The organism is Gilliamella sp. B2911 (assembly GCF_026536965.1).
GTDB lineage: Bacteria > Pseudomonadota > Gammaproteobacteria > Enterobacterales > Orbaceae > Gilliamella > Gilliamella apicola_E.
In genome coordinates, this window is the sequence record NZ_JAFNNA010000012.1 from 18,191 (window position 1) to 30,820 (window position 12,630).

At 34.0% G+C, this 12,630-nt stretch carries 9 protein-coding genes; 5 read left to right on the top strand and 4 right to left on the bottom strand.

The window, feature by feature from the left end:
- Window positions 1-133: 133 nt before the first annotated feature.
- On the top strand, window positions 134-1,726 hold the full coding sequence (prfC, locus tag J3U27_RS09660; protein WP_065561949.1) for a peptide chain release factor 3: 1,593 nt from the start codon (window positions 134-136) through the stop codon (window positions 1,724-1,726).
- Window positions 1,727-1,758: 32 nt separating this feature from the next.
- Here the strand turns inward: prfC and J3U27_RS09665 are convergent, their stop codons facing one another.
- From J3U27_RS09665 to J3U27_RS09680, 4 genes are read right to left on the bottom strand one after another with little or no spacing between them, the layout of a single operon-like run.
- Window positions 1,759-2,823 (bottom strand): hypothetical protein, encoded by a 1,065-nt coding sequence (locus J3U27_RS09665; RefSeq protein ID WP_267377353.1) that lies wholly within the window; start codon window positions 2,821-2,823, stop codon window positions 1,759-1,761.
- A gap of 37 nt (window positions 2,824-2,860) precedes the next feature.
- Complete coding sequence (locus tag J3U27_RS09670; RefSeq protein ID WP_220224913.1) at window positions 2,861-4,276, bottom strand: glycosyltransferase family 2 protein; 1,416 nt, start codon at window positions 4,274-4,276, stop codon at window positions 2,861-2,863.
- 33 nt (window positions 4,277-4,309) lie between these two features.
- Complete coding sequence (locus tag J3U27_RS09675; RefSeq protein ID WP_267338354.1) at window positions 4,310-5,194, bottom strand: hypothetical protein; 885 nt, start codon at window positions 5,192-5,194, stop codon at window positions 4,310-4,312.
- The gene (locus J3U27_RS09680) at window positions 5,182-6,372 is read right to left on the bottom strand and encodes a YaiO family outer membrane beta-barrel protein (RefSeq protein WP_267337522.1); all 1,191 of its coding nucleotides are present in this window, start codon (window positions 6,370-6,372) and stop codon (window positions 5,182-5,184) included. The genes J3U27_RS09675 and J3U27_RS09680 overlap by 13 nt, the downstream gene beginning before the upstream one ends.
- Window positions 6,373-6,666: 294 nt before the next feature.
- On the opposite strand from J3U27_RS09680, the gene ptrA reads away from it, so the two are divergent.
- From ptrA to cmk, 4 genes are all read left to right on the top strand, one after another.
- On the top strand, window positions 6,667-9,546 hold the full coding sequence (gene ptrA, locus J3U27_RS09685; protein ID WP_267377354.1) for a pitrilysin: 2,880 nt from the start codon (window positions 6,667-6,669) through the stop codon (window positions 9,544-9,546).
- Window positions 9,547-9,646: 100 nt separating this feature from the next.
- On the top strand, window positions 9,647-10,519 hold the full coding sequence (locus tag J3U27_RS09690) for a helix-turn-helix domain-containing protein (protein WP_065734569.1): 873 nt from the start codon (window positions 9,647-9,649) through the stop codon (window positions 10,517-10,519).
- A gap of 30 nt (window positions 10,520-10,549) precedes the next feature.
- Complete coding sequence (aroA, locus tag J3U27_RS09695) at window positions 10,550-11,830, top strand: 3-phosphoshikimate 1-carboxyvinyltransferase (RefSeq protein ID WP_267337525.1); 1,281 nt, start codon at window positions 10,550-10,552, stop codon at window positions 11,828-11,830.
- 1 nt (window position 11,831) lies between these two features.
- Window positions 11,832-12,512 (top strand): (d)CMP kinase, encoded by a 681-nt coding sequence (gene cmk, locus J3U27_RS09700; RefSeq protein ID WP_065734567.1) that lies wholly within the window; start codon window positions 11,832-11,834, stop codon window positions 12,510-12,512.
- The last annotated feature ends 118 nt before the right edge of the window (window positions 12,513-12,630 follow it).

Genomic DNA, 12,630 nt, shown 5'->3' on the forward strand with positions numbered 1-12,630 from the left:
ATCTTCGATTTTATTTGCTCTATTATGCATAGATATCAGGCAAATAGCAAAATAGCGTTCATCAATGGCAATATAGATAGAGACCTGCTAGAATACCGCATCATTTTTTTGCTTAGCTAAATTAATTAATTTTATGACAGAACAAGCTTATTTAGACGAAGTGAATGCTCGTCGTACTTTTGCAATTATCTCTCACCCCGATGCCGGTAAAACAACCATTACCGAAAAAGTTTTGCTTTTTGGACAAGCCATTCAAACTGCGGGCACAGTAAAAGGGCGTGGTGCTAATGCGCAGCACGCTAAGTCAGACTGGATGGAGATGGAAAAACAGCGTGGTATTTCAATTACGACCTCCGTTATGCAATTTCCTTATAATGACTGTTTGGTGAACTTGCTTGATACCCCCGGGCATGAGGATTTTTCGGAAGACACTTATCGAACTTTAACCGCAGTTGATAGTTGTTTGATGGTGATTGATGCAGCAAAAGGTGTCGAAGACAGAACGCGTAAATTAATGGAAGTTACACGTTTACGAAACACGCCTATTTTAACTTTTATGAATAAGCTCGACCGTGATATTCGTGATCCGATGGAGTTGTTAGATGAAGTTGAAAACGAGCTTAATATTATGTGCGCCCCAATTACTTGGCCAATTGGTTGTGGTAAGTTATTTAAAGGGGTCTATCATTTAGCTAAAAATGAAACTTATCTTTATCAAACCGGTAAAGGTCATACCATTCAAGAAGTTAGAATCATTAAAGGATTAGATAATCCTGAACTTGATAGCACCATTGGTGATGATTTGGCCCAACAACTTCGCGATGAATTAGAATTAGTGCAAGGTGCATCAAATGAGTTTGATTTAGATGCATTTTTGTCTGGTGATTTAACGCCTGTGTTTTTTGGTACTGCGTTGGGTAATTTTGGTGTAGATCATATGCTTGATGGTCTAACCGCTTGGGCGCCAGCACCACAGCCTCGGCAAACAGATAAACGAGAAGTTGAAGCAAGCGAAGAAAAATTTACCGGTTTTGTATTTAAGATCCAAGCAAATATGGATCCTAAACACCGAGACCGTGTTGCATTTATGCGCATTGTTTCAGGTAAATATGAAAAAGGTATGAAGTTACGCCATGTTCGTATTGCTAAAGATGTTAATATTTCTGATGCATTAACCTTTATGGCAGGCGATCGTGATCATGTTGAGCAAGCTTATGCTGGTGATATTATTGGTTTGCATAATCACGGTACGATTCAAATTGGTGATACGTTTACCCAAGGTGAAGATCTTAAATTTACTGGTATTCCTAACTTTGCACCGGAATTATTCCGTCGAATTCGTTTAAAAGATCCACTTAAACAAAAACAATTGTTAAAAGGTTTAGTTCAGCTTTCAGAAGAAGGGGCTGTTCAAGTATTCCGACCAATTGCCAATAATGATTTAATTGTTGGGGCAGTTGGGGTGTTACAGTTTGATGTGGTGGTTGCCCGTTTGAAATCTGAATATAACGTTGAAGCAATTTATGAGCCAGTAAACGTCACCACTGCGCGTTGGGTTGAGTGTAGCGATGCTAAGAAACTTGAAGACTTTAAACGTAAATGTGAACAGAATTTGGCTTTAGATGGTGGTGATAATCTTTCTTATATTGCACCAAGTATGGTTAATCTAAATTTAACCCAAGAACGTTATCCGGATGTTGAGTTCAGAAAAACTCGCGAACATTAATATGCTATATAATAAAAGAGACGCTGTCTCTTTTATTTACTTTCCAAACCATTCAAAGCAAATCGTTCAAATGATGACCATTGAGAAAAATAGGTTGATAGCTGGTTAATCGTGCTAAATAATTTTTTTTCTTCCCCCATAAAGCTAATAGATTGATTTAAGCTTGTGGTTTGTGATTCGTCACTTTGTGGATATTGATTGTAATTTTCTGATGTTTCATCTTCAATAATGCTGCTTTCAAGAGCGATAACAATTTTTTTATTGTTGAGCTCTCCCCAAGTTAGCCATTGAGAACTAATTGTATAAATTTGTGCTAACTTTGTGCGATAAGCCATAATAATTAATTTTGAGCTATATGGTAGTGTCTTTTCGACTATATTTTTTCCGTCTTCTATATCAAGTAACCAAAATGGCAAGACTATTTCAATTTTATCATGCCAAGTTTCGCTTAATGTTTTTATTGCATTATTCCATCTTTGCCAAATGTGGCTTTTATTTTGTGCATATTCAGCCAATAAGTATGGTTCAATATCATATTGAATTCCCGCAAGACAAGGATTGTGTATTTGGCATAACTTTTTAATGACTTTATTGCGTTCAATGGCATTTTTTAAACCCGAATCAGTAATCATATCAGGTGCCCCTTCAACAGCAATAATGCTCATTTTCTTTTTAGCTGCGATATCAAGTAGCTGAAATAGCTTATCTTGATTTTGAATATGCCCATTTACAATATTCAATTGGAGATAAACTTGATTAATACCTTTTTGTTTTAGTTTAGTCAGAAATTGACTTGGTGAATGAATCCAATTTTCAGTATGCCAATTCCACATCGAAATATTGATATCGGATCTATATTGATTGGGCAAAGAGGTATAATTTGACTTCATCTTATCCGCATTTAATTGATTAATATTTGAATAGACATTGGCATTTTTAAGCACCGAATTAGTGTTTATGAAATCTTTTTTTTCAGGTAGCTTTAATAGTAAGGTAGCACTTTTTTTGATTTCATGAGTACTTAAGTAATACCAATGTTTTAAATTGATGGAGCTAATATTTAATGCTAAATTTTCAGCAAATGTTGCAGGACTCATAAAACTTATCACAAATAATAAATAGATGATTTTAAGTTTATTTGTCAAATTTTACCCTCTCCATTTTTCCCCAAGATAAATTGCCTTTTATTAATCTAGCATAGCCTTTAAGCTTCCAATATAGGTATAACTGTCGATAACCAAAGTTATCTAGTAATGCAGTAATAAATAGTTTTAGTAGATATCTAGTTTTATCTAATCCTGATAATAACACACCATCAATCGCTATAGCAAAAGCACTTATAAGGCTATTGTAACCAAAAACAATTAAAAAATAAGATAACATTACGTTGCTATCTATCATGTCAAGAGACCAAATAAGCGGTATTAAAAAGTACCCTAGCAGTTCAGCAATTGGACCTAAAATATCGGTTAATATTGAAAAAGGTAATAGCATAAGGCTTAACTTTTTATATTTTAGTTTAAACGTTAACGACTTAAAATTTATAAAAGTTTGTAGTGCGCCAATATGCCATCGTATACGTTGGTTTTTTAATACCTTCCATTTTTCAGGCACTTGGGTCCAACATATGGCGGTTGGTACATAATCAATTTTGTAATCAACATTAGAGTCATAAATATATTTGTGCAATTTTAGAGTAATATCATAGTCTTCACCAACAGAACCGACACAAAAACCACCGACCTTTATTGCAAAATCTCGTCTAAATAAACCAAATGCACCTGAAATTATCGGTAAAGTATTAAAATGATTCCAAGCAATTTTTGCCAAGAGAAATACTCTCATATATTCAAGAATTTGAATTTGTACGATGAATCTTTTAGATAAATTGATTTTAGATATTATTCCATTTCTAATAGAACAACTATTAGCAACTCGCACAGCTCCACCTACTGCAACTGTTTTTGGGTCGTCAATTAGAGGGACTACAGCTTTGTTAATGGCGTCAGGTGCTAAAATTGAATCAGCATCTATAAGACAGATAATTGGGGAATTACTTAAATTAATTGCTGCATTATGTGCGTCAGCTTTGCCACCATTTTCTTTATCGATAACTCGAAGCCGGCTATCTTTTTTTGATACATAAACATCTCTTATTTTAGCATGAGAGAGTTGATTACGTTCATTTAAGTGATGCGCAATAGGTTGTAAATCAAAGTATTCTTTCACTTTTGAAAAAGTGTTGTCTGTTGAGCCATCATTTACAACTATCATTTCAACATTAGGGTAATGAGTCGCTAATGTTGATTCGATACTATCAATTATAGTTACACTTTCATTATAAGCTGGTAAAATGATTGTAATTGGATGTGAAATACCATCATTTTCGGTCTGGATCTTTCTCTCTTTGTTCGGATTTTTGAGTAACACATAAATTGTTACTAGTAGCTGCACAAAATAGATGAATATTTGCACTAATCCAATTAGCATTATCGTTATAACTAAGAATTTAACACCAAACATCATTATGTTGTTTATATAATCACTCATTGTTTTACCCACATCTCTTGCTTTAAGAATTATTTAATTTTTATCGATAAATAGTTTGCTTTTTAAATCAAAATGTTCTGTTATTAGTTTTTCAATGCTTAATGATTTCTTTATGTAACATTCTTCATTAATGAAATTAAGAAGATAACAACTGTGTATAATCCCTTGTGGTGTTGTTTGAAGTTCCAGTAAATTTTCAAAAAAAGTTTGCATATAAGTACGCTCATCTTCTTTTGCAAGAATAAGATAGGGGATAATGTAGTTCTTAGAAATTTTTTTTAAGATAGTAAAAAATTGGTGATTGCTAAAATCTTCACAATTGATTAGCGATTCAAGCTCTAGAAATTTATTAGAAGGTAAAAGCCTAAAAAAGCAAAATACGCCTTTTTGCGGTATCTTGTTAAATAGCGTAATCATTATCTGAATTATCGAAATACCTGAAGCGTTTTTAACTAGACTCAATGCTGCAGCAATGGCGACTTCTTGGCGAGAACTGTTACAAGCCTGAATTAACGCTTGATTCGTTTTTTCGCAAGGATAATATGCTAACATGTTAGCTGCATCAATTTTCTGTTTTATTGTGCCTTTTTTTAATAGTAACCTAAGTTTATTTTGGAATGGTTCCAGATCAAAATAAGTTAAAATATGTTTTTCGCGATGTTTCTCGAAAAAATAGGCAGCAATTATTGCTACGCAATTTAGCGATAATTTTTTTGTTATCTCTTGCTTAAAATAAGATTCATCACCTGTTTTCAATGCTTTTTTGTAAATTTTTAGCAATTGCAATTTTAATTTCTTGTGTCTTCTAAATTGAATTTCACGTTTGATGTAAATTGCAATGGTTACTATCAATACAATAAAGCTAATAAAAATGAAACAGGCATTATATAAATTTAGGTATCGAGTTAGAATGTCCATTTTATTCCACATCCTAGTGTTTTTTTAGTATATAACTTACGGCTGTGGTTGGTTTGAACTCTTTCTTCATTATTATAGTTTACAAACCCAGTTATTGAATTAGATATGTCATATGACAATCCAATAAAATGAGATTTGACTTTAATTAATGAACGATTAAATTTTATCGAACGGTCGGATGTTTCTTGACTATTTGCATATCCTGCAAATAGATGTAATTCTTCTGTAGGTGATATGGTGGTTTTAAATAAATAACCACTCATATGATGGTTGTCTTGATCAAATGTGTTGAACCATTTACCTGCTATGGATAAACGATCATTAAAGAAAAATTGTTCAATACCCGGTGAAATAGTTTTAATGTTGCCATCGTTATAGTGGTCCAACTTTGCATCGAGGGTGATATGGAATGAATTTATTTGATCATTATACGGGGAAAATAATTGATAATCCCCACCGGTTGTTATTGTATATGTTGCGTAAAATTTTTTAGATGTGGCGACAGAACCTGATAGATAACCATACGCTTTATTGTTGAATGTGTGCCAATAAGTGAGGCCTATTTTTTGGTCGTTGCTATGAAAACGGTTTGCTTGGGTAAAATGGCCGGTTAGGGTATTTTGCGGTGATAGCCGATAAGATAGTGCTAAATCCACTTCATTCCAATTCGGCAAAGATTTAGATAATCGACTATGTGTGCCAGATAGAACAATATTCCAGTAATGTGTATTTTTTTTTATGTTATCAATGTTTGCCTGTAGGGACAGTAATTGTTCGTCATTAGGTGTTAGATTTAAGTACTTATCAAGTAACAATTTGGCTTTTTCGGGATGGTTAGGATCTTTAGCTAAAACAACACTAACTAAACCATATTGCGCATCTACGTAATTGGGGGCGATAACAAGTGCGGATTCAAACGATTTTTTTGCTTGTTCTAACTGAGTTAGTGCGTAATAATTGAAACCTAGTTGGACAAGAATATCGGAATTATTTGGCTGTAGTTGATTCGCTTTTATTAATTTTGATATTGCTAATTCAAAATTTTGTGATTTTTTCGCATCAATACTTTCTTTTAATAATTGATCTGCTTTTATTGCATCATTATCTCTATTTGTGGTTGCGACTGTTTGATAACTGCAAAACAAAATACTGACAATTAAGACAAACTTATAGTACATATAATTACCTTAATCCATTAAATTATTTCTAAATATCAAAAACTAATGTGTATCTTTATGCGTCGATAAAATCGACAAATTTGGGAAAGTTTGGGACTGAGTAGCGTCTAACGTATTTTTACTAGATTAATACGATAAACGTATTGGGCCGAATTATATATGAAACAGATAATAAAATACATATAAAAATTAAGTATGTTTTTTGAAATTTGACATATGTCCTTTTATTGTTGGTTTTTAATCGTTTTATTTATTAATTCGGAATATAATGAACGCTTATTTGGAAAGAATTCTATGAATAATATGAAAACAAGAACACTATTTTTTACTGCATTAACTCTTTTTTCTTTTAACAATTCATTTGCTATTGAAAATAAGCATGATCATTCTGTTTTATTAGATAAAGTTCACCAAAGCGAACGAGATGATCGTCAATATGAAGTGATTGAACTTGATAATAAAATGCGTGTGTTATTAGTTTCCGATCCTAAGGCAACCAAATCACTCGGCTCTATCGCATTGCCTGTTGGTTCATTATATGATCCAGCCCTTCAACAAGGCTTAGCCCATTACACAGAACATATGGTGTTAATGGGTTCGAAAAAATATCCTCAACCATCAAGTTTTACAGAATTTTTGGCTCGACATGCTGGTAACTACAATGCGACAACTAGCGGTAATCGCACTGCATTTTTCTTTGAAGTTGAAAATAGTGTAATTGATAAGGCGTTAGATTATTTAGCCGATGCCATTGCCGAGCCAATTTTTGATCCTAAATTTGCTGATAAAGAACGTAATGCTGTTAATGCTGAGATGACGTTATACCGCTCTAGTGATGGTTTTCGAATTCAGCAGGTTGATGCTGAGACGATTAATCCGGATCATCCAGCATCACAATTTTCTGGTGGGAATTTAGAAACTTTACGTGATAAAGATAATAGTAAATTGCAAGATGCATTGGTTAATTTTCATGATAAATATTATTCAGCTAATATTATGGTTGGGGTTATTTATAGTAATCAACCGATCAAAAATTTAGAGGCGTTGGCTGAATCTACTTATGGTCAAATTCCTAATAAAAATATAACTGTTTCGCCAATTACTCAACAAGCTGTTACTCAGGAGTTTACTGGTAAAGAAATTACTATGATACCAGCCCAACCTAGAAAAATGTTGTCGTTAAAATTTCCGATTGAAAATGATATCGACAAATTTTCTGATAAGACCAATGAGTACCTTATTTATCTCATCAGTAATAATAGTAAAAATACTTTAGCTGATCAGCTACAAAAACAGGGCTTGGTTGAAGCTATTCAAGCTACTAGTGATAGTAAATATTATGGTAATAGTGGCACATTTAATATTAATGTTATTTTAACCGATGAAGGCTTAGCTCAGAAAGATAAGGTTATTGCAGCCATTTTTAATTATTTACAATTAATTGAAAAGCAGGGTGTTTCAGACGCGTATTATGATGAGATAAAAAAAGTCTTTGCTTTGTCTTTTAAGTATAAAGATGTTAACCGTGATATGTCTTATGTAGAATGGCTATCCGATCAGATGCTTCTTTACCCGGTTAAAAATGTATTAGATTCTGATTATGTTGCTGAACATTTGAATAAAGATGCTATCATCAATCGACTCAAAAGTTTTACGCCTGAAAATGTTCGAGTTTGGTTAATTGCGCCAAATCAAACTACTGACAAAACGGCTTATTTCCTTAATGCACCTTATAAAGTTGATAATATCACTGATGAATTAAAAACAAGTTGGGCTGATTTAGGTAGAGCGTTTTCGTTTAGTTTGCCTGAGCTAAATCCATATATTCCTGACAATTTTAATATTGTCAGACAAAATAATGATCAGATTCAACCCGCGACATTTAGTAAACGTGGTAATCATATCCATTTTGTTAGTCGTCATTTTAGTCACGATCCTAAGGCTGTAATTGCTGTTTCTTTACGCAATAATCAGGCGTTTAATGATGCAAAATCGTCAGTTTCTTTTGAGTTACTTGATTACATTGTAAGTCGAGATTTGACGCAATTACAATTTCAAGCAGGTAATGCTGGAATGTCACTATCAACGGGTCTTGATAATGGTTTAATGATAACCGCTAATGGTTTTAATCAACATTTACCAGATATGGTTTTAGCCATTCTTAATAGTTATCGACAAGTGACCATTGATGAGCAAAATTTACAATTAGCTAAATCATGGTATCTTCAACGACTTGATGGGGCTGACCATTTTGAAAGTGTACGTTTAGCGTCAGAGCCAGTTCTCGCTTTATCTAAAATGCCTCACTATTATGAACGAGGTGAAAGACGACAAATTACCAATAATATCACTGTAAGTGATGTTCAAGCTTATCGCGATAGTTTGATGACTCAATCAGTTCCTTATATGATTAGTTTGGGTAATATCTCAAATGAAGAATCATTAGATCTTTATCATGCCATTCAAAAGACTTTAAAGCGTGATGTTGAATTTACACCATTAGATGATATTAAAATTAAAACTGCCTTTACAGCTAGAATAACCCAACAAGCAAAAAGCACAGATAATGCGTTGTTAATGACCTATTTTCCAATCAATTATGATTCCACTAAGAGTCAAATAGTTGGATATACTTTAGCTAACATTATGTATTCTTGGTTTTTTGATCAACTGCGTAGCAATGAACAATTAGGTTATCTGGTTGGTGTTTTTCCATCATACATAAGTGAATCAGTAGGACTTGGGTTTGCTGTTCAAAGTAATCAATATGATCCTGCTTATTTATTAAAACGTTACCAAGCGTTTTATCCAACAATGTTAACTAAACTAGAAGCATTATCTAATGATGATGTTGAGGAGTATAAGAGAAGTATCATCGAAGAGCAGACAATGCCACCACAATCTTTAGATGAAGAGTTTGATCGTTTGAGATCAGACTATCGCTTATCTCGTTTCCAATTCGATTCACGTGATAAAAAAATAGAGTTACTTAAGAAACTCACTAAAGAGGATTTAATTGAATTTTATAAAAGTGCAGTTATTGAACAAAAAGGATTGGTAATAGCATCGCAAGTATTAGGTCAACCTGAGGATGGTAAAAAACAACCTGAAGCGATTACCAATTATACTGAGTTCAAAAATGCATCATCGTTACAAGACGAATTGTTAAAATAATATTCTTAAACATAGATTCGATCTGAAATATCATTACATTAAATTGGCATTGTACTTATCATATGGTACACTGCCGAAATCCCAATAGTTTGAGTAAATTATGATTACTGGATCGACTGATTATTTTGCTATCGGACAGCGATTACGAGCTTATCGTATCGCTGCCTCTCTTAGGGCTGAAGAGGTTGCTGAAAGTCTTAGGATCTCAAGAGCTGCGGTTTACCGTTTAGAAAAAGGCGAAATCGTTAAAATAGAAACGCTTGAACGATTAGCTTCTTTGTTAGATACGTCATTTGCTAGTTTACTTGGCATTGATACAGAATATTATTCAAGTGGTGATGGTTTTTTTGAGCGTATGCGTCAACTCGAAGAGCAGTCCACTCATATCTTTTCTCATTTCGATCCCTTTTCTTTTCTTTTAACTTCGCCTGATTATTTGTCTCATTTAGGGATGATGTTAAGAGAATCGAGTGATAATATTGAGGCAGAAAGATATGCGACTTCTTTATCTATTTTACATGATCGCAAAACTCAGTTTTATCAATCTGTCCCTAAAGTAATTAATTTAATTAGCTTACGTAATGTTGAACGGTTTTTGCATATCGGCTTAGTTGGCAATCTGACTATTTCGCCGGGTAAAAAGTCTGAAAGAATGTTGTTGGCGCGCAAGGAGGTCTATCATTTAATCGAATTAATTGAAGATCAAGCTTATGCACCAACAATTGCTATTACTGAGCAAGCTATTCCATCTATTGCTTTCCAAATATTTTATCAAAATGATAATGCGTTAGCTTTAGCTATGAGCCCGTTTAGATTAGGTGAGTTACCTAATATTACAACGGGTATCGCCTCAATAACTTCATCAGAAGATGCGATTAAGCGTTATCGTCATTTATTTGATAAATTGTGGCAAGATAGTGCCAAAGATCAGCAAGCGATAAATTTATTGAAAGCCACCTTAGATAAATTCTAAAGAATATTGAAATTATTAAAGAGAGTTACTATGTTATCTTTAACATTACAACCGATAAAAAAATTTAGTGGTACGATTAACCTACCTGGTTCTAAAAGTGTTTCAAATCGTGCCTTACTTTTGTCTGCACTTAGCAATGGTAAAACACGATTAACTAATTTACTTGATAGTGACGATGTGCGCTATATGCTTGATGCTTTAAAAGCTTTGGATATTAAATATCAATTATCAAGTGATCGAACAATTTGTGATATTGAAGGAGTAGGTGGCAAATTACACTCTACTCATCCATTAGAGCTATTTTTAGGTAATGCTGGGACCGCTATGCGTCCATTAGCCGCTGCGTTGTGTTTAGCTGATAACAATATTGTATTAACCGGCGAACCTCGTATGAAAGAGCGTCCAATTGGCCATTTGGTTGATGCTTTGCGTCAAGGTGGGGCTAAGATTGATTATCTTGAAAACGAAGGTTATCCTCCATTACATATCCATGGTGGTTTTACCGGTGGAAAGATTGAGGTAAATGGTTCGGTATCAAGTCAGTTCTTAACCGCACTTTTAATGGCTGCACCGCTAGCTGCCAACGATACTGAAATTACTATTATTGGTGATCTGGTTTCTAAACCTTATATTGATATCACGATAAAAATGATGGAGATGTTTGGTGTTTCGGTTATTAATGAAAAATATCAAAAATTTATCATTAAAGCTAATCAAACTTATCAATCACCAGGCCATTATTTGGTTGAGGGTGATGCCTCTTCAGCCTCTTATTTTTTAGCTGCTGCAGCAATCAAAGGTGGCACCGTTCGCGTAACAGGTATTGGTAAAAAGAGTTTACAAGGCGATACCCAGTTTGCACATGTGCTTGAAAAGATGGGCGCTAAAATCACTTGGGCTGATGATTATATTGAATGTACTCGCAATGAATTAAATGGCATTGATATGGATATGAACCATATACCTGATGCAGCAATGACCATTGCAACTACTGCGTTATTCGCTAAAGGTCCAACGACTATTCGAAATATTTACAATTGGCGTGTTAAAGAAACGGATCGCTTATCAGCAATGGCAACCGAGCTACGTAAAGTAGGTGCGACCGTTGAGGAAGGGGATGACTATATTACAATTATTCCTCCAATTAAATTAAATCATGCTGATATTAAAACTTACAATGACCATCGTATGGCAATGTGTTTTTCATTAGTTGCACTGTCTGATACTCCAGTCACAATTTTAGACCCCAAATGCACAATGAAAACCTTTCCTGATTATTTTGAACAATTTAAACGATTAAGCGAAATATAACATGACTAAAAATATTCCGGTTATTGCTGTTGATGGACCAAGTGGAGTTGGCAAGGGCACTTTGTGTCAAGCATTAGCGAATCATTTTAAGTGGCACCTTTTAGATTCTGGTGCAATTTATCGTGTGCTTGCACTTGCTGCTTTGAAACAAAATATTGCTTTAGATGATGCTAAACAATTAGCAACATTGGCTCTTAACCTGCCGCTTACGTTTGATACCAGTAGTGATGATGTGAAAGTTTTGTTAGATGATGTGGATGTTTCTCGCGAGATAAGAACAGAAGAGACTGGTGGAGCCGCTTCAAAAGTTGCGTCAATAAATGAAGTTAGAGTTGCTTTATTACAGCGACAACGTGACTTTAGACAGATGCCTGGGCTAGTTGCTGATGGTCGTGATATGGGGACAGTGGTATTTACTGATGCCCCAGTTAAACTATTTCTTGATGCTAGTGCACAATCAAGGGCAGAAAGAAGAATGAAACAGTTGCAAGATAAGCAAATTCATGCTAAATTCGCCGAAATTTTGCAGGAGATAACCGCGCGAGATGAACGAGATCGTAATCGAGTTGTTGCGCCATTAAAGCCTGCGGTTGATGCACTAATAATTGATACAACATCGCTTTCAATTCAAGATGTTTTTAATCAATCTGTTATGTATATTAAAGAAAAACTTGCGCTGTAAGTTTATATTTAAACTTTGGCGTGAACCAAGCTCCATTACAAGGATGAGTGGAGTATCGTAAACAACCCCACAAGACATGAAGTAATGTGGACGTTAAATTAAACTTAAAGTAAATAAA

Excerpts from the sequence above, each read along its gene's own strand:
- J3U27_RS09665 (WP_267377353.1), bottom strand. The coding sequence starts at position 2,823 with ATGAGTCCTGCAACATTTGCTGAAAATTTAGCATTAAATATTAGCTCC.
- prfC (WP_065561949.1), top strand. The coding sequence starts at position 134 with ATGACAGAACAAGCTTATTTAGACGAAGTGAATGCTCGTCGTACTTTT.
- J3U27_RS09690 (WP_065734569.1), top strand. The coding sequence starts at position 9,647 with ATGATTACTGGATCGACTGATTATTTTGCTATCGGACAGCGATTACGA.
- J3U27_RS09675 (WP_267338354.1), bottom strand. The coding sequence starts at position 5,194 with ATGGACATTCTAACTCGATACCTAAATTTATATAATGCCTGTTTCATT.
- cmk (WP_065734567.1), top strand. The coding sequence starts at position 11,832 with ATGACTAAAAATATTCCGGTTATTGCTGTTGATGGACCAAGTGGAGTT.
- ptrA (WP_267377354.1), top strand. The coding sequence starts at position 6,667 with ATGAATAATATGAAAACAAGAACACTATTTTTTACTGCATTAACTCTT.
- J3U27_RS09680 (WP_267337522.1), bottom strand. The coding sequence starts at position 6,372 with ATGTACTATAAGTTTGTCTTAATTGTCAGTATTTTGTTTTGCAGTTAT.
- J3U27_RS09670 (WP_220224913.1), bottom strand. The coding sequence starts at position 4,276 with ATGAGTGATTATATAAACAACATAATGATGTTTGGTGTTAAATTCTTA.
- aroA (WP_267337525.1), top strand. The coding sequence starts at position 10,550 with ATGTTATCTTTAACATTACAACCGATAAAAAAATTTAGTGGTACGATT.